The following is a 19,940-nucleotide window of genomic DNA, read 5'->3' on the forward strand; positions in this document are numbered from 1 at the left end:
AAGTCACCTTCCTGTGTATATCTTTTACGTTTCTACGTTTACAATTATTACCTACAAAATCTCTTTTGTATAAGACATGGTGCTTATAGGCAGACATAAGGTTTTCTGATATACATAAAAAAGTGGCCCTGTCCCCCAAGGCCACTCAGCGTTTCTTCTGCAATTCTCATCTCTTCATGTATGTAAAGGTTGATGCGATCTCCTTGCTGTCGTAGATGCCTTCCATACCCTCGGCAAGACCTTTTCTGGTTACTGCCATGTAGGTACCGGGCTTTTCTACTTTGAAAAAGATCATTCCATTTTCATCGGTGTTGATGAACCTCTCAAAGTAGTTCTCACCGTCGTAGTGAACCACTATACAGGAAGCGCCCTTCACAGGGAACTTGTCGTATATGAGCTGAAGATGAAGCACATCTGTATCCGGCTTCCAAGGCTGCGGAACAAAGCTCACGCGGGACTCATGGATGAAGGGGATCACTCCCTCCTTCTCCCCAACAGTCACGCAGGTCTCATAGATCTGTGGGTAGTTCTTGGCATCCAGGATGTCTGGGTAGGTTCTGCGATCTCCCTCAAAGTACTCATCCTTTTCATTGCGGACGTAGTTGTTGTCGTATATTGCCATGATTGTCTGGATTCCTTCTGTTAAAGGTGTGAAGTCCAGATGATAGAAATCTCCCTGCTCATCTGTACCCTTTACAGGAGAAAGAGCTATTCTGTTGCCCATCTCGTCGCTGACAAAAGCCCTGAACTCATCAAGTCTGAAGAATCCGTCGGGACGCATGTTGTGTCCCCATCGCATCTTGGCGTGAACCTCTTCTCCTTTGCTGTAAACTGATTTATCAGTGGTGATCCAGGCCTCGTGACCGTACACCAGCATATCTGTAGTATCAACTCCTATTCTCATTTTTCAAATCTCCTTTTTCAAAAATTTATATCCCCCCGGGAGGGTGTTTGTATCCGTTTTTATTAATTATAATAGCATTAGCCTTAAAGAAACGGAGCAATATTATGAGTTATAAAATGATCGCCGGTCATGAACTTATCCCCGGCAAAACCATAAAAGATCACATTCACGTTGAGGGCACAGAGCTTCACATCCCCCACGTTTTTCTTTGTGGGGAGCATAAAGGACCCACTGTGCTAATCTCAGCCGGAATCCACAACGCAGAATACGTAGGTATTCAGGCAGCCATTGAGCTGTCAGGCGAACTGGATCCGTCTACCCTTTCCGGAAACGTCATAATCCTTCCTCTTGCAAATCGCTCAGGCTTTGAGAACCGCACCATGTCCATGGTCTACGAGGACGGAAAGAACTTAAACCGTGTATTTCCAGGCGATAATAAGGGCAGCGAAGCAGATCGCCTGGCCCACATGATCTTCAACGTATTCATAAAAAACGTGGACGCCTACATAGACCTCCACAGTGGTGACGGCTTCGAGAGCCTCATTCCCTATGCCTACTATCTGGGCAGTTCCCCTGCCGAAGAAACAGCCCGTCAGATGATTTCATGCATCGACACAAAGTACTGCGTCCGCTCCAGGTGCACCACAGGAGGAGCCTACAATCTGGCCTCAATCCACGGCGTTCCAAGTGTCCTTATAGAGCGGGGACAGCTCAGCCTCTTTAGCCGCGATGAGATCGAAGCAGACAAAGCTGATGTCATCAACATCTTAAAGTATCTGGGTGTCCTTGAAGGAAGCCACAAGTCCTACCCAAAGAAAGAGCTTACCGAGTACGATATTGATTCTCCCTGCACCGGCTGCTGGTATCCTTCCCTTGAAGTCGGAACAAGGTTCGCTAAAGGCGATTGTCTAGGCCAGATCCGTGACTACTTCGGCCATCCCATTCACGAATGTATCGCACCCTCAGAAGGAATCCTTCTCCACCAGTGCGCATCATTAAACGTAATTGAAGGTGATCCCCTTATCGCCTACGGCGTTCAAACAGGAAAAGAACTTTCGTAAGCCATTTTACTTGCAGGCCACAATCCTGAACATTGGCGTCGATGAATAGTTTATCTTCTCGGCGTCAGTCCATACCATTTTCCAGATGTCATCGCAAAGATCCACTGATGAATAGCCCAGTTCCAGCAGTTTATCCTTATCCCAGGCTGGTCTGGGCTTTTTTGACATTGGAAGCTCATAGGCTATGTTCTCCATAACCTCAAAGTTATCACCCATATTGAAATCTATGATAGCCTCCCTAGCTGCAGCCTCCCTGTCTCTGTCGTAGGCTTTCCTGGCTTCCTCGTCAAAGAGGTAGTGATACCAGTTGGCATCAAATACAATGAGTTTTCCGCCGGGCTTTAAAACCCTCATCCACTCCTCGTAGCATCTGCAGGGATTCTCCAGCACCCATGTAAGATTCCTGTTAACTATCACATCAAAGGTATCATTTTCAAACTCCAGGGAATCTGCATTCATCCTCTGGAAGATTATGTCGTTCGCATGCTCACCGGCATTCTTTCTGGCTTCTTTGAGCATCTCCTCTGTACAATCAACTGCATTCGGGAAGTACCCAGCCTGGGCAAGGAGAATTGCAAAAAATCCGGGTCCTGTGCCAATATCCAGAACCCTTATCTCCTCCCTTGGCTTATCAGGAAATAAAGACTCCATGGCATAAAGCCATCTCTCATTCATTCCCCAACCAAACTCTTCCTGATTTAACTTCGAATAACTATCGGCTCTCTGAGTCCAGTATCCGATAATCCTTTGCATCATTTCTTCTGACATTACTTATAAACTCTGCTTTCTAGCATTTTCGATAAGAAGTTTCGTGTACTCATCCCTGGGATTTTCAATAACCGCTTTTGTCTCCCCCTCTTCCACGCAAACTCCGTCCTTCATTACCATTATGTTCTCACACAGCATTCCCATAAGGGCAATGTCGTGAGATACGAAAATCGCGGCGAAATCTCTTTTCTCCCTAAGTTCCTTAAAGGCCTTTACTATCTGTGCCTGGGTTGAAACATCCAGCGCACTGGTGATCTCGTCGCAAAGAAGGATATCCGCTCCGCTGTTAAGGGCCCGAACTATCGACATTCTCTGGCACTCACCGCCTGACAGTTCCCTCGGTCTTTTATATAAAAGAGCTTCATCTAGTAGTGCAGCTTCCAAAAGCCTTTTCAGCTCGGCCTCACATTCCGCAGAATTGCACTCTTTAATTGACTCCACAACCTTCATCTTCGGGTCAAAAGAGCTGTAGGCGTCCTGAAACACCATCTGCAAAAACTTCCCGGCGTATCCGCACTTCTTACTAGTGTATTCTTCATCCCGATAAAAAAGGTGTCCTTCGTCTGCTCTCTCAAGTCCTGCGATAAGTCTAAGCAGGGAACTCTTTCCTGATCCGCTCTCTCCTACAATGGCAAGAAACTCGTTCTCATGGAGAGTGAAGGAAATATCGTTAACCGCCAGGATTTCTTTATCCTTACTTATAAACTTTTTTCTAAGTCCTGTTCCTCTGAGTAAATCCATCTATCTTCTCTCGTAAAACTCTTCTATTATCATGCCAGTTTAGGCACATCCTCAATAAGGCGTTTTGTATACTCTTCTTGCGGCGACCCTATGATCTGGTCCACATCTCCCTGCTCGATCATCTTCCCTTTGTACATGATGGCAATCTTGTCTGCTATCTTCCTGGCAAGGCCCAGATTGTGGGTTACCATTAGGATGGTTGTTCCAAGCTCATTATTTATTCTCATAAACTCTTCGATTACCATATCCTGGGTGTTAACGTCCAAAGCAGAAGTTGGCTCATCACAAAGAAGGAGCTTTGGCTTAAGGAGCATGGCTGCTGCCACAGCAACTCTCTGATTCATTCCTCCGCTGAGCTCGTAAGGTCTCATTTTCACGATACCCTCAGCATCCTTAAGTCCCATCTTTTTAAAGGTGTCTATTACCTCTTCCTTTTTGTAGCTGATTCCATGGCTCTCCATAGTCTCTTTTATCTGAGGCTCGTACCTTCTTATGGGGTTGAAGGAACCTGCAGGGTTCTGGGGGATAACACCAATAGTTTCGCCAAGAAGTTTCCTCTTGCCAGATGCCGAAAGGAAGGTTATCTCCTCCCCCTCTAAAACCACCATTCCTCCATCTACACTAAGGCCCTTAAAACCTGTGATTGCCTTAAGGAGTGTAGATTTTCCAGAGCCACTCTCACCTACAATACAGACTATCTTTCCACTAGGCACAGTGAGGCTTACGCCTGAAAGAACCTGCTTATCCTCATATGAAGCTGAAAGCTCTTTTACCACTAAAATATTGCTATCCATCATAAATCCCTATAATCCATTACCACATCGCCCAGGTAATTAAAAACCGTGATCGTAATGATAGTTGCCAGGGCTGGGAAGATTACTGCCCAGGGTGCTATCTGTATGTACGCTCTTGCCTCACTTATCATGGATCCCCACTCTGCCTGAGGCGGAACCACACCAAGTCCCAGGAACGAAAGACCTGAAAGGCCGATCATGGTTGTTCCAATCTGTGTGAGGGCATTGGTAAGTATTGGTGCAAGAATATTAGGCATAATATGCCTGAACATAATGTATCCGGTGCTCTTTCCAGCAAGGATGGCCGTCTTGATATAAGGCTCATTCTTTATGGAAAGAGTGTGGCTTCTGGCAAGTCTTGCAAAGCCAACCCACATGGTTATCCCAAGGGCTATCATGGCACCTTTAAGTCCACCGCCAAGTATACCTGCAACAGCAATTGCCACTACCATCTGAGGAAAAGAAAGCATGATATCTGCAAATCTCATGAGGATATGATCTACTACTCCTCCAAAATAGCCGCACAAAATCCCTATAACCGTGCCGATCACAAAAGATATTGCCACAAGGAAAAATGTTGCAGCTATGGTAGTCCTTCCACCGTAGATGATCCTTGAAAGCACGCACCTTCCCAGGTTATCAGTTCCAAAGGGATGCGACAGACTCGGTGGTTTCCTGATGTACAACGCATTTGTGGCATAAGGATCATTGGGCGCAAAAATACCCGCAAAGGTCACTACCACTATCAGCAGGATAGCCAGGACCGATGCTATGATGATCCTTCTCATTAACTTTTTTCTTGTCTTTTCACTTCGTGTAATCATGTCTTAACTCTTGGATCCAGCAGATGATAGCAAAGATCAGTCAGCTGGTTTATCACTACATATATAGTTCCCATGATGATCACAAATCCCATGATCACGGGATAATCCCTGGCTGTAATGGAATCCATCACAAGCTTTCCGATTCCCGGCCAGCGGAAAATTGTCTCAATTACTACGGATCCTCCCATAAGGGTTCCGATCTGAAGTCCTATTATGGTTATCACATGTCCCAGAGAATTTCTGATGACATTTACCGCGATGTATAGCTCTTTTACCCCGCGAAGCCTCATGCCCGTCACATAGTCCTCAGACAGCTGAGTTATCATCTCTGATCTCATCTGCCTCGTGAACCTGCTTATCATAGGAATAGACAGTGACAATACCGGAAGTATAAGTCCCTTAAATGTTCCGTCTGCGATAACCGGGAAGAGATCCATCTTTATGCAAAAGAAATACATCAAAAGTACAGATATAAGGAAGTTAGGAAGTGAATTCCCCACGAAAGAAATGATCCTTATAATGTGATCTGAGATCTTATCCTTTTTAAAGGCTGATAAAAGAGCCAGTGAATAAGAAATGATAAGTGAGAACAAAAGGCTGGTTGTTGCCAAAGTCAAAGTCTTTTGTAGTCCCTTCATGAGCTTAGGAGCAACAGGAAGATCGTCCTTGAAGGACTGACCAAAATCCCCCCTGACAACTCCAAAAAGCCATTCTCCATATCTGACGAAGAATGGCCTTAAAAGTCCAAGTCTTTCCTGCTCAGCAAGAAGTACCTCTTTTGTCACAATTACCCCCTGAGATGTCAGCCTTTTTTCGGCTGGATCTCCGGGAGCAATGTAGAGTAGGGTAAATACAAAAAAGCTGAGAATCAGGAGGATTATTACTAATCCTGATATTTTTGCAGCTATTTTTTTAATCACTGAATGTCTGTCTCCGCGCTTACACCATAGAAGTCAAATGGGATATTCTCTGCAAATCCGCTGACGCCCTTTCTAAGTACTGTTGTGTTGTTGAACAGTCCAACATAACCAAAGGCATTGTCATCGATTGCGATCTGAACTATCTCATTTGCAAGCTGTGCTCTCTTTGCTGTATCTGTCTCAAACTTAAGCTGGTCGATAAGCTCCTGGCAGTGGTCATCGCTGAATCCGCCACAGTCATAGTAACCACCCTCTGAGAGAGTTGACTCGATGAAGTAGAGAGGATCACCTGACTTATCTGCGATTGAGCAGTAGAGAGCCAGATCAAAGTCGCTGTTTGCGATATATGTTGAATCAGGATCTTCGTAAACTGAAAGTGTTGAGTCTACACCGATCTCCTTAAGCTGCTCCTGGATAAGAAGTGCCAAAGTATCAAGGGATCTTGCTGCGTAGTAAGCGATGTCGATTGAAAGCTTCTTTCCACCCTTAGCATAGAATCCGTCTGAACCAAGCTCGTAACCGTCAGCTTCCAAAAGCTCTTTTGCCTTGGCTGTGTCAACAGCAGGAACTGTAACCTTACCATAAGCAGTCTTTGTTCCGAAAGGTCCAACTGCTGGTGAAACTGTTCCTGAAAGATATGCTGCGATCTTGTCCTTATCAACTGTGAGGTTGATAGCTTCTCTTACAGCATCGTCAAGTCTGTCCTCGTTAAGGATGTAGAACTGAAGTCTTGCGCCAGGGATTGAAACTACGTTGTACTTGTCAGGCTCTGCGTTGTAAACCTCAAGAGCTGCTGAAGATACGCTGTTGTAGCAGTCGATCTCGCCACTCTGCATAGCAAGGAGCTTAGGATCATCCTCCTGCATGTAGTAGAATACCGCGCCGTCAAGCTTAACGTCTCCGCCCCAGTAATTTGCGTTCTTTGCAACAGTTACATCTCCTTCGGGAACGAAGGTCTCGATAACAAATGGACCTGTGCAAACAGGTGCATTGTCGAAATCTGTTGTTGCATCAAGATCGATCATACCAAGTTCAGGTGTAGCAAGGTCATTCTTCATTGTAGGATAAACATCAGGTGTTGTGATGGTAAGAGTCTTATCATCAACAGCCTCGATAGTGAAATCTGCAAGATACTCAAATCTTGAGTTAACCTCTGCTGCTCTCTTAAGGTTCTTTACAACCATCTCTGCTGTGAGAGGGTTTCCGTTAGAGAAAGCAACGCCGTCATTAAGAGTGATTGTCCAGGTATTTCCGTCTGCTACTGCGTCCTTTGCAAGGCAGGAAACAACGCTTGAGTTCTCATCCATCTTGAAGAGAGCCTCTGAAATACCATAAATAGATGTGTACCAGCCATAGTATTCCTTATGAACATCAAGGCTTGGGTATGCAAATGATGCTGCTGTCTTAAGGATCTTAGGCTCTGTGCTCTCTGTTGTAGCTTCAGCCTTCTGCTCCTCAGTAGCTGCTGTCTGTTCTGTCTGCTGTGAAGCTTCCTGAGTCTGTGTTGCTGCGTTATCTGCTCCTGCACCACAGGCTGCCATGACCATAGACATGGTTGCTGCCAGAATGGCAGTTAAGATTTTTTTCTTCATAATGTTTCTCCCGTTTCTGTTTTATCACTGCGCTTAATTAAATTAATCTTTCGCACAGAAAACGTTACCACGCAAAAAAAGAGCTAACAAGCCCCCTGGGGGGTTATTAGCTCTCTTTAAAATATGAATTATTTGTTAATTCTCAGTTATATCTGCTCCAAAGTACTTCTCAGAAATCTTCTTAAGAGTTCCGTCACTTCTAAGCTCTGAAATAGCCTGGTTGATAGCTTCCCTCAAGGAATCATTGTCTGAACCCTTTGCAAGAGGAATAGCGTACATTGTCTCTTCGCCATCAACTGCTGCCACCTTAAGCTCTGTGGTTCCTGTGGTCTTGAAGTAGTCCTGGGCTGAAGTGTTGGCATTGATGGTTGCATCAACGGTTCCGTTAAGTACCAGAGTCATGGTCTCACCAAGTGTATCCACATTTGATACTGTTGCACCGTGCTCCTTACCCATTGCCTCATAGGTTGATCCTGCTGAGTTTGCAGTTGTCTTTCCTGCAAGATCATCAAAGGATGAAATGGTGTCGTTAGACGCCAGAGTAACTACAACAGCATGATCATAAGCATAGGGATGTGTGAAATCATAGGTATCCTTGCGGTCGTCAGTTACATCAACACCGTTGGCCATCATATCGAAGGTTCCGGTTGTAACGCCTGTAAGGCCTCCGTCAAATGCAACTTCCTTAAAATCAGGCTCAACGCCCAGCTTTTCTGCGATTGCTGCTGCAACCTCCACATCGAATCCAACCAGCTCATCTGTGGTCTCATCATGATATGTAAAAGGAGCCCAAACGCCTTCAGTTGCAATGGTTATCTTTCCTGCTGCCTTGATACGAGCCAGGTGATCCCCGTTTGCATCTCCTGCAGAAGATGCGCTATTGCCTGCTGCTCCACAGCCTGCGAGGGTTGTTGCTGCCAAAACTGTTGCCAGTATTATTGATAGATTTTTCTTCATAATCAGTCCCCTTTCCTCTGTCACAGTATTTCTAGTTTAAAATTAGATTGTGTAAAATGCATTTGCATCATCATACATCATTTTTCTGTTAAACGCAAGAACTCTTTTGTCCGGCTTTCCTTCGGATTGTCAAAGAACTCAGCTGCAGAGCCCTCTTCCACAACTTTTCCATTTGCCATAAATACCACATGGGTCGATACTTCTTTTGCAAAAGAAAGCTCGTGGGTTACTACGATCATGGTCATTCCCTCTTTTGCCAGGTCCCTCATAACCTCTAAAACCTCTGCAGTAAGCTGTGGATCCAGTGCTGATGTGGGCTCATCAAAATAGATGATCTCAGGATCTGTAGCCAAAGCCCTTGCTATTGCCACTCTTTGCTGCTGTCCGCCGGAGAGCTGGCTTGGATAATAATCCGCAAGCTCAGCCATTCCAACCTTTGTCAGAACTCCCATGGCTTTTTCATGGGCTTCTTTTGCCGGGATCTTTCTTGCTGAAGTCAGGCCCAGAGTAACGTTTTGTATGGCAGTCTTGTTGGCAAACAGGTTGTAGTTCTGGAACACAAAACCGGTTCTTTTTCTGATACCTGCAATCTCGGACTTGGTCACAGCTGAAAGGTCGTAGGTCTTACCATCAAATACGAACTGGCCTCTGTCTGCGCTCTCAAGAAAATTTATGCACCGAAGGAGCGTGGTCTTACCGGACCCGGAAGGCCCCAGCACTGAAACCACGTCACCTTTATCTACTATTATATTCACGCCCTTAAGAACTTCATTTCCCTCAAAGGCCTTATGTATTTCTTTTACCTCTAAAAGAGCCATCTTAACCTCTAATCATATTCCTGCGCTTTGGGTCAGCGCCATATCACTTCACCTGCATCCTCAGATTACTTGCGCACGCCGTAGCTTCCAAGGATTTTCTCACCCTTCTTCTGAAGGAAGGTAAGTACTGTACAGAACAGAAGGTATACAAGCGCAACCTCAATATAAAGTGGCAGGTAGTTGTAGGACTGGCCTGCGATCTGCTTGGTCCTTGTGAACATTTCCACCACGGTAATGCTGGAAGCAAGAGATGTGTCTTTTACCATGCTGATCAGAGCATTGAAAAGAGACGGGAATGCAGTCCTGAAGGCCTGTGGCAAAATGATATGCCACATGATCTGCATGTAGTTCATTCCTACGCAGTAACCGGCTTCCAGCTGTCCTGCCGGAACTGCCTCCATTGCTGCACGCATGGTCTCTGCGCTGTAAGCTCCCTCGTTGACGGTGAAAACGATGACTGCCATGACAAAGGGATTTATACTGATCCCCAGAAGAGGCAGTCCGTAAAAAGCCACCATGAGCTGAACCAAAAGAGGTGTTCCTCTGATGATCCAGATGTAGATCCTGCTGATCTGCTGAAGTACCGGGACCTTGGCATATTGCACCATGGCCACCAGAACTGCCAACACCGTCGACAGGATGAAGGCAATCACCGCCAGTGGCAGGGTCACCTTAAGTCCATATTCTAATATCTTGGGAAAAGAGCTGATAAGCAGCTCTAAAGTTTTTTCATTAAACATTTGCTGTTCCTATTTTTGCCTCGCTATCTGAGGCGGGTTATTTACTGCCGCGTGGGCGCGTTCACCGGGGCATCTTCATTAAACTTTCGGAGTTCCGTCATTGCCATGGGTACTGCCACAAAAAGGGAGAGCACGTCGGCACAGGCCTGGGCCATCTCGACTCCCGTGATTCCCAAAAACTGTGGAAGTATAAGGATCAGAGGGATGAAACAAAATCCATTTCTGGCAGAAGCTGTGATACTTGCCTTGAATCCCTTTCCAATGGACTGGAGCATCATGTTACTGATAACTATTGCACCTGAGAGCGGTTGTGCTGCACTCATGAAACGAAGTGCCTTGATACCAACTTCAATGGCTGCCGGATCCTTTGAGAAAAATGAAATGATCTGCGGAGCAAGAACGAAGAAAGTTGCACCGATAGCTATCAGAAAAACAGTAGAAACCTTTACACAGAAGATAAAGCCTTCCTTAACACGCCTGTAGAGTCCTGCGCCGTAATTGAAGGAGCACACCGGCTGATAGCCCTGGCCAAATCCGATAAGAGCTGAGCCCATCATCAGCATGAGCCTTCCGGCAACGGACATTCCGGCGATGGCTGCATCTGAACCGATTGCACCTGCTGTTCTGTTGAGAAGTAATGTTGAAATGGCTGCAAGGCCCTGACGGAACAGGGATGGCGATCCACCGTTTATAATCTCTTTTGTATAGTGCCAGTTTATATGTACATTCTTAAGGCTCATCTTGATGTTCTCACCCTTGCTGGTTCCGATGAGAAGTACGATGAAACTGGTAAACTGTCCCATAATAGTGGCGATGGCTGCTCCTCTGACCTCCATATGGAATCCCAGTATAAGCAGTGGATCAAGAACGATGTTCATAACCGCACCGCACATAAGACCTATCATAGCGTAGACAGCTGCTCCCTGGAACCTCAGCTGATTGTTGATGACAAACTGAGCCATCATGAAGGGCGCACCGATAAGGATTATCCTCATGTAGTCCTTTGTAAACTGCAGTGTTGTTGGTGTTGCTCCCAGGAAATCTGCAATGGGCTCCACCAAAATGTTACCCATCACTGCGAAGATCACACCAACTATAAGTGCCATAGCAAAGCTGGTAGAAGCCATTTCATTGGCCTCCTTGTGATTCTCAGCCCCAAGCATTCTTGAAATGTAGTTTCCTGAGCCGTGGCCAAAGAAAAATCCAAAGGCCTGAATAATAGCCATAACAGTAAACACAAGGCCTACAGAAGCTGTGGCTGCTGTGTTCACCGCCGGGTCCGATGAGACTCTGGCTACAAAGAATGTGTCTGCAGTATTATATATGGCTGTTACCATCATGCTGATGATGGTTGGTACCGACAGCGAAAGTATGAGCTTTGGTACCGGCGTCTGAGTCAGGTACTCACGCCTGTTTTGTGGTTGTTTCATTGGTGTTACGTCCTTTAGAGAATCCTCTTTCGTGCAATTTATTTGCACTTAACTCATCATATCACATTGTGTCAAGCGAGTTGGTCTATTTTATTGGATTGCAGCTTGATTACTGCTCCTCCTTGAGGGCGTCAAACTTTGCCTTCATGGTGGGATTGTTTTTGGTCAGCTTCTTAACACTGACATCATCCACCTTGCTGTTGGCAATTCTAAGCTGGTTGTCCGAGCCAAGGAGCTCTTTCTTAACCTTTTCAAGATGCTGGATTGTCTTGTCGATCTCCTCGATTGCATTGTCAAAGTGCTTGTGAGCAATATCGTAGTTACGACTGAAATCATCCTTGAATTTCATAAGGCTGTCTTCAAAATTGGAAATATCGATATCCTGATTGCGGACTACAGCCAGCTCCTGCTTATAGGTCAGGGCGTTCAGGGCTGCATTACGAAGCAGGGTTATTATAGGAATAAAGCACTGGGGACGAACCACGTACATCTTGTCGTATCTGTAGGAAACATCAACGATTCCGGCATTGTACAGCTCGCTGTCGTTCTCAAGAAGGGAAACCAGAACTGCATATTCACAGTTCTTTTCCTTTCTGTCCTTATCAAGCTCCTTGAAGAAATCCTCGTTCTTGTGCTTGGTAGCTGTCTCGTCCATTTCGTTCTTCATCTCGAACATGATGGAGATCAGCTCTACGCCGTTTTCATCTGTCTCTCTATAGATATAGTCGCCCTTACTTCCGGTTCTGGCGTCATTGTCCTTTTCAAAATATGCATTCTTAAAGGCTGTGGGACGCAGCTGGTTGAACTGTATCTCACAGTGCTGCTCTAAGGTCTCACCCACCATCTTAGTAGACATCTTAGTCTTAAGGTCCTTATAGAACTCAACCTCTTTTTCCTTCTGCTCAAGAAGGATCTTGCCCCTTTCCTTCTCCTGCTGTATTGCAGCCTCCAGATCATGGGTCTTCTGATTTAGCTCGATCTCAGTGGCATGAGCCTTCTCATTAAGCTCATTCAGCTGGGCATTCTTTTCATCCTCAACCTTCTTAACAGCCTCCATGACAGCGAGCTTTTGCTTATCGTCTACGGATTTCAGTTCCAATGAAAGCTTCGTGTTCTGCTCCTGAGCCTTTCGAAGTTCCTCTTTTAGCGCCTCAATATCCTGAGCCTGTCTATCCCTTAATGCGCCAATTTCTTTGACTTGCTGCTCTTTCAGGTCTCCGATCTCCTTGACCTGCTGTTCTTTCAGGTCACCCATTTCTTTGATGCGCCCTTCCTTCAGAGCCTCAATTTCCTTGGCGCGCTCTTCCAGCTCTTTCTCGTACTGCTCTTTTGTGCGGAGTGTGATCTCTGTCTCCTTGGCTGAGATCTCCAGCGCATGCTTCTCCTCCAGATGCCTCTGAAGCTCACTGGTGCGCATATTCAGGTCCTTTTCAAACTCCTTATCCCTGATCTGCTGCACAATGGAGCTCAGCTCCGTATCATCTACAGTAAATGCCTGTCCACAATGTGGGCACTTAAGTTCTGCCATAATTTCATACCCCCACAAACGCGGCTCTCTTATCAGTTCTGTCAAAGCCTCTTACATTTTCCGCCGCGATTTTAACCCTATTAGCCTATTCTATCAGAAATTATATAATAATGCTCCCTGCATGTCCCTTAAATTATCAACATGCCTTAGCCTCAAAGTCATGGCTGTCCAATGATTTGAAGCCTTTGGGAGGCTTATACAGCTAGGTTTTTCATGAGTAATCCTCTGAAACACCCGCTCTAGATGAAAAAACAATCCATGAAGAAGGTGCTTTTCATGGGTAATTTCTAAATACTGCCGATTTAGATGAAAAATCATTCTCTGGAGCCAGATTTTTTCATAGGTAATTCCACAAAATGACCATTTCAGATGAAAAACTCTCTTTGCTTGGTTGACATGCCCCACTCGACGCTTTGCTGGGCTGTTCCTGGAGTCTGAGCCTGAGGCATTGATTCCTAGCCACCCCTTTAGGGGCCTGCCCTTTACGGGTTCTGGTGGAAGCGCTACAATGCTGTTCCGCGACGGTAATGCTGTGGGCTGTTCCTATCATCTTCACCGTCGGCATGACGTTCCCAGCGTTTCCAACAGGTTCCGTCAAGGGTGGCGATGCAAAAAGAAAAAACCCTGGCTGGAGGCATAAAAAAGCCCCAGGGCCTGTCATGGCCTTGGGACTGGTCAATTCTGCTCTGCCAGAGCTCTGCAAAAGCTCTATCAGCTTCTCTTATACATAGGTATTGTCTGGAGCTTGTGCAGGTTCAGTCTGTGAAGGCGATCAATCTTCTCCTTGATGGCTTCGTCCTCGATCTCGCCGGTGCGAACGTACTTGTCCAGCATAGCGTAGGTGAAGCCAAGCTTGTCCTCATCTGACATTCCTGAAAGTCCATCGGATGGAGTCTTGTGGATCAGGTCGGCAGGAAGTCCAAGCCCGTCGCCAATCTGAAGCATCTCGCTAACCAGGAAATCTGAGCAAGGGCTGAAGTCTCCGGCTGCATCGCCATACTTGGTTGAATAACCAACGTAGTCCTCTGATGCATTGCAGGTGTTAGCAACACGTCCTCCCTCGGGAAGTGACTGAGCAATGGCATAAAGTGTAGCCATGCGGAGTCTTGGAGGAGTATTGATAATCGCATCCTTGCCAGGCTCAACGCCGGCTGTCTTAAGGGCCTCTATCTCGCCCTCAAAAGCCTTAGCAATATTCACAGTATAATTCCTGATTCCAAGAATCTCACAAACCTTCTGTGAATCTGAAATGTCCTTCTGCTCACCGTTAGGCATCATGACGCCCACAACTCTGTCCTTGCCAAGAGCCTTAACAAGAAGGGCTGCCACGATTGAAGAGTCTTTTCCGCCTGAAATTCCAATCACAGCATTTGCCTTAGGTCCGTTATTTTCAAACCAGTTCTGGATCCAGGAGACGATATTTTCAATCTCTTTTTTAGCATCAAATTTGCTCATTTTCCATTCTCCAATCAATGCATCTCTGAAGATAATCAACGTAGTTAGGGTTCTTGCACATGCCCTTGCCTTCTACGTCAGAAACCTTGGCAACATCCTGTCCGTTGCAGGCTGTGGTCTTCATGACAATGTTAAGGGCAGGAACCTTTGTATCATTGGCAATGTATGTTCCGATTCCGAAAGCAACCTTTGCTCTTCCGTTAAAGTGCTCGTTGATCTTGTTAGCACGCTCAAAATCAAGGCTGTCACTGAACAGCAGTGTCTTTGTCCTAGGATCGATTCCAAGGCTCTCGTAGTGAGCAATCATCTTCTCGCCCCACTCAATAGGATCTCCTGAGTCGTGGCGAACACCGGAAAAGAGAGTTGAGAATGTCAGCTGGAAGTCGCGAAGGAAGCAGTCTGTAGTGATAGCATCCGTAAGGGCTGTTCCGTTCAGGATTCCATACTCCTTTACCCAGTAGTCAAGAGCATACCAGTTAGAATATGCAGGGTTATGCTTGTGGTTACCCTGACCTACGCACATGATCCACTCGTGAGCCATGGTTCCAACAGGAGTAACTCCAAGTTTCTTAGCTAGGAGCACATTTGATGTTCCAACAAACTTTGAGCCATCACCAAGGTTAGCATTTTTAAGCTTAAGTACAGCCAGCTCCTGAGCCTCAGCAGAGAGTCTTCTCCTGAGTCCGAACTCACTGAAGGCTCCTAGCTTATATGTTCCATCAGTTAAAAGAGCTATCTTCGCATCAAGTCTCTCTTCAAAGGACTCCATCAGTTCTGAATAATCATAAGCCATTCTGAAGTAAACTTCGTTAACTATGGCAAGAGTAGGTATCTCATACATTGAGGTGTTGAGCCAGGTTCCGTTTGTCTCGATAGCCAGACCACACTCAGCATCTGTGGTAATAGTAAAGTCCTCATATCTTGGATGCCACAGGCGAAGGAAATCAACATAGGATTTCTTTATCCATTTGATAGTTGAAAGGTAGTTGAGCTCATCCTCGGTAAAGTTTAAGTCACAGTAAAGATATATCTGTCTCTTGATCTCCTCAACCATCTCCGCTGTGAACTTCACGTCCTTGTTACGGCATCTGAAAGTCCAGGTGGTGGTGTAGTCTGGGAAATTGTGGTAAATAGCCTGGCCCATAGAAAATTTGTACAGGTCAGTTTCAAGTAAGCTGTCAATAACTGGATTCATTGGATCCTCCTCAAGTTTTCCTGTCTTTAGCAGGTATTCTCTAAATACTGCATTTATATCATCTGACAGATCCATAGGATTTTCACGGATCTCTGTTCCGCTGACATTAACTATGGTCCTGTCCACCAGATTAAATGTGTGCTCGGGATATATGGGACCAAGCTTTTCCACATAGGAAGGCTCTCCTGTATACCAGTTGAAATGTGCCGAGTCTGGAGCTATCCCCGCCGACTCAAAAAGCTCTTTTCCCCAGGCAACCCAATTCTCATGGGTGAAGGTGCCATCAAGGCCGATCTTCTTGTCATCGATAAGGGCAACGGTAACACGTCTATCCTCCCGAAACATCTCTTTTACCAGCTTGTAGCGCACAGTAAAGGGAAGGAATTCCTTGCCCCTGTCCTCCTGGTAACCACAAACTGCTATTATCATTCTGTCGTTTTCTTCCAGAGCTCTTTTCACTAGAGACTCATGTCCCTTGTGAAAGGGAATGAAACAACCGAAAACAATTCCTATATTTTCCACTGCATTTACTCCTTATTTCAACGCATTTGCAATGTCTGCGATCAGGTCTTCCTTGTCCTCAAGACCACAGCTCATTCTAACAAGACCTGCTGGGATTCCAGCCTCGGCAAGCTGCTCATCTGTCATCTGGCGGTGAGTTGATGTGGCAGGATTCAGGCAACAGGTTCTTGCGTCTGCAACGTGGGTTTCAATGGCTGCAAGCTTAAGCTTCTTCATGAAGCTCTCTGCAGCAGCTCTTCCGCCCTTAAGTTCGAAGGAAACAACTCCGCAGCCGCCGTTTGGCATGTATTTCTTGGCAATCTCATAATATGGATCGCTCTCAAGTCCGGGATAGCTAACCTTTGCAACCTGCTCCTGCTCCTGAAGGAACCTGGCAACTGCAAGGCCGTTCTCAACATGGCGAGGCATTCTCACATGAAGGGACTCAAGACCCAGATTCAAAAGAAATGCATTCTGTGGTGACTGTATACAACCAAAGTCACGCATGAGCTGGGCTGTAGCCTTTGTGATGAAAGCACCTTCTTTGCCGAACTTCTCAGCATAAATAATTCCGTGATAAGAATCATCTGGCTGTGTAAGACCCGGGAACTTGTCAGCATGTGCCATCCAGTCGAAGTTACCTGAGTCTACGATAGCTCCGCCCACTGCAGCACCGTGGCCGTCCATGTACTTAGTTGTTGAATGTGTAACTATATCTGCTCCCCACTCGATAGGTCTGCAGTTAACAGGTGTTGGGAATGTATTGTCTACAACAAGAGGAACGCCGTGTCTGTGGGCAGCATTTGCAAATTTCTCAATATCAAGAACAGTAAGCGCAGGGTTTGCAATAGTCTCTCCAAAAACTGCCCTTGTGTTGTCCTTAAAAGCTGCGTCCAGCTCCTCATCTGAAGCTGTTGGTGAGACGAAGGTAACTTCTATTCCCATCTTCGCCATGGTTACAGCGATGAGGTTGAAGGTTCCTCCATAGATTGATGAAGATGCCACAATGTGACTTCCGCATTCACAGATATTAAATAGTGCAAAAAAGTTTGCTGCCTGTCCTGAAGATGTAAGCATTGCTGCACATCCACCCTCAAGAGCTGCTATCTTGGCTGCAACATGATCGTTAGTCGGATTCTGAAGTCTGGTGTAGAAATACCCTGAAGCCTCCAGATCAAATAATTTTCCCATGTCCTCACTGGTATCATATTTGAAAGTAGTGGACTGAATGATGGGTATCTGCCTAGGTTCTCCGTTTCCTGGAGTGTATCCGGCCTGAACACATCTGGTGCCAATTCCCTGACTCATTTTATTTCCTCCGTATGTTCCTTATTCTTAAGCTTTTTGACGATTATATCACTATATTGCATGTAATGGTATAATACTTTCAAATTGTAAACACGTAGTAATAGGAGGAAGAAGAAAATGAGCATTAGAATCGGTATTCTGGGTTACGGAAACCTGGGCAAGGGCGTAGAGCTTGCAGTGGCTGCAGCACCTGATATGGAGCTGGTAGCTGTTTTTACAAGAAGAGATCCATCTTCGCTTACTATTAAAACAAGTGGTGTTCCTGTTGTCTCCACCAATGATGTTGAGAACTGGAAAGATAAGATAGACGTAATGATTCTTTGCGGCGGAAGTGCTACAGATCTGCCGGTTCAGACACCTCAGTACGCTAAGCTTTTCAACGTTGTCGACAGCTTTGACACTCACGCTAGAATTCCTGAGCATTTTGCAAACGTAGATGCTGCTGCCAAGGAAGCTGGCAAGATCGCTGTCATATCCTGTGGTTGGGATCCGGGAATGTTCTCACTTGCAAGAGTTTACTCCAATGCCATTCTTCCTGAGGGAAATGATTACACATTCTGGGGTAAGGGCGTATCCCAGGGACATTCAGATGCCATCAGAAGAGTTAAGGGCGTAAAGAATGCCAAGCAGTACACAATCCCTGTAGAGAGTGCTCTGGAAGCTGTAAGAAGTGGTAAGAATCCTGAGCTCACCACTAGGGACAAGCACACAAGAGAGTGCTTCGTTGTTCTAGAGGAAGGTGCTGATGCTGCAGCCGTAGAAAAAGAGATCAAGGGGATGCCAAACTATTTCGCAGACTATGACACAACCGTTCACTTCATCAGCGAAGAAGAGCTTCTTAAGAACCACAGCGGAATGGCTCATGGCGGCTTTGTTTTCAGAAGCGGAAAGACTGGCGCAGATAAGGAGCACAATCACATCATTGAATACAGCTTAAAGCTTGATTCAAACCCTGAGTTCACCACAAGCGTACTGGTAGCTGTTGCAAGGGCAGCTCAGAGAATGCACGAAGAAGGCGCTAAGGGCTGCAAGACAATGCTTGATATTCCACCAGCTTACCTCTCAAGTCAAAGCGGCGAAGAACTCAGAGCACACCTTCTGTAAAAATTTCATAATTCCGTCAAAAAATAGCCTAAAATTTCACGATGCATGGTATAATTTAAGAAAAAAAGGGGGATTTGGGTATGCTATCAGAATACACCAAGATACCAGCTTCTATGAATTCGAATGTGGCTCTTAAGATTATACCGGGCCACTACGCTACAACCCATTCTCACATAACAAATTACATGGAGCTCGGGACCATGAAGACCCGTTGCAGTGAGGCTCATGGTGTAGCAACAATTCTTGCCATGCATTACACTATTTCCACTCCTGTGGATACCATAGTCTGTGCAGACGGAACTGAAGTTATCGGAACCTATCTTGCTGAGGAACTCACAAGAGCCGGGGTTCTGAATTACAATGCTCACCGCACGGTTTACGTCCTTGCGCCTGAGTATGCACCAAATGGTCAGATCATCTTTAGAGATAATCTGCAGCTCGCCATCCGTGGCAAACATGTACTTATCCTTATGGGCTCCCTGGCTACAGGTCTTACCTTAGAGAGTCTCATGGACGGAGTACGTTATTATGGCGCTAATATATCCGGAGCCTGCGCTATCTTCAGTGCGGTAAAGGAAGTGGAGGGAATTCCTGTTATCTCAGTTTTCCATCCTGAAGAAATTCCTAACTATCAGTCATATCCACCGACAGATTGCCCTCTTTGTAAGAATGGCACACCGATAGATGCTCTGGTTAACAGCTTCGGATACAGCGTACTAAAGTAAAAAATATACCGGAGTTTTGTAATGGGGAAAAAATCAATTAAAGAAAACAAGAACATCTATTTTGAAGCAAGGGAGGAAGCAGGTCTCACTAGAGCACAGGCCAGTGAGCTTATAGGAACCATTTCCGAGAGCAGGCTTGAAAAGCTTGAGACCGACAAGACAGCAGTTGTACCTGAAGATGTTGTAGACATGGCAGCGGCTTACAAAAAGCCTGAGCTTTGCAACTACTATTGCACTCACGAGTGCCGCATCGGAAAAGACTCTGTACCTGAAGTAAAATCCTCTTCTCTATCCGAGATAGTTCTGGGGATGCTTGCTGCGCTTAATTCCCTGGACGCGCAAAAAAATCGTCTCATAGATATCACAGCAGACGGCATAATCTCGGATGATGAATTACCGGACTTTGTCAACATCCAGAAGCAGCTGGATCAGATCGACCTTACAGTAGAATCACTCAAACTGTGGGTTGCCAGCACCATCGCCGATGGCAAGATTGATAAATCCAAACTTAATCAGCTTAGATAAAAACCAGAGACAGTGGGGACTGCGAATAAAGGTCCTCGCTGTTTTTTATT

The 19,940-nt window shown here is 45.8% G+C and carries 19 protein-coding genes and 1 pseudogene; 4 read left to right on the forward strand and 16 right to left on the reverse strand.

Translation table 11 applies throughout. From position 1 onward, the window contains the following. Window positions 1–166 precede the first annotated feature (166 nt). A complete protein-coding gene (locus BO18_RS05185) occupies window positions 167–904 on the reverse strand; it encodes a DUF4198 domain-containing protein (RefSeq protein ID WP_034444217.1) in 738 nt (245 codons plus the stop codon). 104 nt (window positions 905–1,008) lie between these two features. Here BO18_RS05185 and BO18_RS05190 point away from each other — a divergent pair, with 104 nt between their 5' ends. Next, entirely contained in the window at window positions 1,009–1,965 is a 957-nt protein-coding gene (locus BO18_RS05190) for a succinylglutamate desuccinylase/aspartoacylase family protein (protein WP_051688505.1), read from the forward strand. Between the two features lie 6 nt (window positions 1,966–1,971). Here the strand turns inward: BO18_RS05190 and BO18_RS05195 are convergent, their stop codons facing one another. The 15 genes and pseudogenes from BO18_RS05195 to BO18_RS05265 form a co-directional block, all read right to left on the reverse strand. Next, a complete protein-coding gene (locus tag BO18_RS05195) occupies window positions 1,972–2,733 on the reverse strand; it encodes a class I SAM-dependent methyltransferase (RefSeq protein ID WP_034444220.1) in 762 nt (253 codons plus the stop codon). Window positions 2,734–2,736: 3 nt separating this feature from the next. Next, the gene (locus BO18_RS05200; protein ID WP_034444222.1) at window positions 2,737–3,474 is read right to left on the reverse strand and encodes an ABC transporter ATP-binding protein; all 738 of its coding nucleotides are present in this window, start codon (window positions 3,472–3,474) and stop codon (window positions 2,737–2,739) included. A gap of 29 nt (window positions 3,475–3,503) precedes the next feature. Beyond that, window positions 3,504–4,268 (reverse strand): ATP-binding cassette domain-containing protein, encoded by a 765-nt coding sequence (locus BO18_RS05205; protein ID WP_034444225.1) that lies wholly within the window; start codon window positions 4,266–4,268, stop codon window positions 3,504–3,506. Beyond that, window positions 4,268–5,092, reverse strand: coding sequence for an ABC transporter permease (locus BO18_RS05210; protein ID WP_034444227.1), 825 nt, complete (start codon window positions 5,090–5,092; stop codon window positions 4,268–4,270). The genes BO18_RS05205 and BO18_RS05210 overlap by 1 nt, the downstream gene beginning before the upstream one ends. Next, a complete protein-coding gene (locus BO18_RS05215) occupies window positions 5,089–6,012 on the reverse strand; it encodes an ABC transporter permease (protein ID WP_034444229.1) in 924 nt (307 codons plus the stop codon). Before BO18_RS05215 ends, BO18_RS05210 begins: the two co-directional genes overlap by 4 nt. Continuing rightward, entirely contained in the window at window positions 6,009–7,604 is a 1,596-nt protein-coding gene (locus BO18_RS05220) for an ABC transporter substrate-binding protein (RefSeq protein ID WP_034444231.1), read from the reverse strand. The genes BO18_RS05215 and BO18_RS05220 overlap by 4 nt, the downstream gene beginning before the upstream one ends. A 135-nt stretch (window positions 7,605–7,739) precedes the next feature. Further along, entirely contained in the window at window positions 7,740–8,561 is an 822-nt protein-coding gene (locus tag BO18_RS05225) for a transporter substrate-binding domain-containing protein (protein ID WP_051688506.1), read from the reverse strand. 77 nt (window positions 8,562–8,638) lie between these two features. Next, on the reverse strand, window positions 8,639–9,379 hold the full coding sequence (locus tag BO18_RS05230) for an amino acid ABC transporter ATP-binding protein (RefSeq protein ID WP_034444232.1): 741 nt from the start codon (window positions 9,377–9,379) through the stop codon (window positions 8,639–8,641). 65 nt (window positions 9,380–9,444) lie between these two features. After that, window positions 9,445–10,119 (reverse strand): amino acid ABC transporter permease, encoded by a 675-nt coding sequence (locus BO18_RS05235; RefSeq protein ID WP_034444234.1) that lies wholly within the window; start codon window positions 10,117–10,119, stop codon window positions 9,445–9,447. 41 nt (window positions 10,120–10,160) lie between these two features. Then, window positions 10,161–11,549, reverse strand: a complete 1,389-nt coding sequence (locus BO18_RS05240; RefSeq protein WP_034444235.1) for an MATE family efflux transporter — start codon at window positions 11,547–11,549, stop codon at window positions 10,161–10,163. Between the two features lie 109 nt (window positions 11,550–11,658). Next, window positions 11,659–13,077 carry a DUF2130 domain-containing protein gene (locus BO18_RS05245; protein WP_034444237.1) on the reverse strand — a complete coding sequence of 473 codons (1,419 nt, stop codon included), beginning with the start codon at window positions 13,075–13,077 and terminating at the stop codon, window positions 11,659–11,661. 711 nt (window positions 13,078–13,788) lie between these two features. After that, complete coding sequence (gene nadE / locus BO18_RS05255; RefSeq protein WP_034444242.1) at window positions 13,789–14,532, reverse strand: NAD(+) synthase; 744 nt, start codon at window positions 14,530–14,532, stop codon at window positions 13,789–13,791. Continuing rightward, entirely contained in the window at window positions 14,519–15,727 is a 1,209-nt protein-coding gene (gene pncB / locus BO18_RS05260) for a nicotinate phosphoribosyltransferase (RefSeq protein WP_034447051.1), read from the reverse strand. The genes nadE and pncB overlap by 14 nt, the downstream gene beginning before the upstream one ends. Window positions 15,728–16,033: 306 nt before the next feature. Further along, window positions 16,034–16,249: pseudogene (locus tag BO18_RS36435) on the reverse strand (adenylyltransferase/cytidyltransferase family protein); the annotation flags it as partial. 12 nt (window positions 16,250–16,261) lie between these two features. Further along, window positions 16,262–17,536, reverse strand: a complete 1,275-nt coding sequence (locus tag BO18_RS05265) for an O-acetylhomoserine aminocarboxypropyltransferase/cysteine synthase family protein (RefSeq protein WP_034444244.1) — start codon at window positions 17,534–17,536, stop codon at window positions 16,262–16,264. A 117-nt stretch (window positions 17,537–17,653) separates the two neighbouring features. Between BO18_RS05265 and BO18_RS05270 the strand changes: the two genes are divergently transcribed. The 3 genes from BO18_RS05270 (at window position 17,654) to BO18_RS05280 (ending at window position 19,890) form a co-directional block, all read left to right on the forward strand. Then, window positions 17,654–18,640, forward strand: coding sequence for a diaminopimelate dehydrogenase (locus tag BO18_RS05270; protein ID WP_034444246.1), 987 nt, complete (start codon window positions 17,654–17,656; stop codon window positions 18,638–18,640). Window positions 18,641–18,720: 80 nt separating this feature from the next. Beyond that, complete coding sequence (locus BO18_RS05275; protein WP_034444249.1) at window positions 18,721–19,365, forward strand: phosphoribosyltransferase; 645 nt, start codon at window positions 18,721–18,723, stop codon at window positions 19,363–19,365. A 21-nt stretch (window positions 19,366–19,386) separates the two neighbouring features. Beyond that, on the forward strand, window positions 19,387–19,890 hold the full coding sequence (locus BO18_RS05280; protein WP_034444252.1) for a helix-turn-helix domain-containing protein: 504 nt from the start codon (window positions 19,387–19,389) through the stop codon (window positions 19,888–19,890). Window positions 19,891–19,940: the final 50 nt, after the last annotated feature.

This window comes from Butyrivibrio sp. AE2032 (assembly GCF_000702965.1).

Bases quoted from the DNA above. Each gene is read 5' to 3' on its own strand.
- BO18_RS05185 (WP_034444217.1), bottom strand. From the start codon at position 904: ATGAGAATAGGAGTTGATACTACAGATATGCTGGTGTACGGTCACGAG.
- BO18_RS05190 (WP_051688505.1), top strand. From the start codon at position 1,009: ATGAGTTATAAAATGATCGCCGGTCATGAACTTATCCCCGGCAAAACC.
- BO18_RS05195 (WP_034444220.1), bottom strand. From the start codon at position 2,733: ATGTCAGAAGAAATGATGCAAAGGATTATCGGATACTGGACTCAGAGA.
- BO18_RS05200 (WP_034444222.1), bottom strand. From the start codon at position 3,474: ATGGATTTACTCAGAGGAACAGGACTTAGAAAAAAGTTTATAAGTAAG.
- BO18_RS05205 (WP_034444225.1), bottom strand. From the start codon at position 4,268: ATGGATAGCAATATTTTAGTGGTAAAAGAGCTTTCAGCTTCATATGAG.
- BO18_RS05210 (WP_034444227.1), bottom strand. From the start codon at position 5,092: ATGATTACACGAAGTGAAAAGACAAGAAAAAAGTTAATGAGAAGGATC.
- BO18_RS05220 (WP_034444231.1), bottom strand. From the start codon at position 7,604: ATGAAGAAAAAAATCTTAACTGCCATTCTGGCAGCAACCATGTCTATG.
- BO18_RS05225 (WP_051688506.1), bottom strand. From the start codon at position 8,561: ATGAAGAAAAATCTATCAATAATACTGGCAACAGTTTTGGCAGCAACA.
- BO18_RS05230 (WP_034444232.1), bottom strand. From the start codon at position 9,379: ATGGCTCTTTTAGAGGTAAAAGAAATACATAAGGCCTTTGAGGGAAAT.
- BO18_RS05235 (WP_034444234.1), bottom strand. From the start codon at position 10,119: ATGTTTAATGAAAAAACTTTAGAGCTGCTTATCAGCTCTTTTCCCAAG.
- BO18_RS05240 (WP_034444235.1), bottom strand. From the start codon at position 11,549: ATGAAACAACCACAAAACAGGCGTGAGTACCTGACTCAGACGCCGGTA.
- BO18_RS05245 (WP_034444237.1), bottom strand. From the start codon at position 13,077: ATGGCAGAACTTAAGTGCCCACATTGTGGACAGGCATTTACTGTAGAT.
- nadE (WP_034444242.1), bottom strand. From the start codon at position 14,532: ATGAGCAAATTTGATGCTAAAAAAGAGATTGAAAATATCGTCTCCTGG.
- pncB (WP_034447051.1), bottom strand. From the start codon at position 15,727: ATGAATCCAGTTATTGACAGCTTACTTGAAACTGACCTGTACAAATTT.
- BO18_RS05265 (WP_034444244.1), bottom strand. From the start codon at position 17,536: ATGAGTCAGGGAATTGGCACCAGATGTGTTCAGGCCGGATACACTCCA.
- BO18_RS05270 (WP_034444246.1), top strand. From the start codon at position 17,654: ATGAGCATTAGAATCGGTATTCTGGGTTACGGAAACCTGGGCAAGGGC.
- BO18_RS05275 (WP_034444249.1), top strand. From the start codon at position 18,721: ATGCTATCAGAATACACCAAGATACCAGCTTCTATGAATTCGAATGTG.
- BO18_RS05280 (WP_034444252.1), top strand. From the start codon at position 19,387: ATGGGGAAAAAATCAATTAAAGAAAACAAGAACATCTATTTTGAAGCA.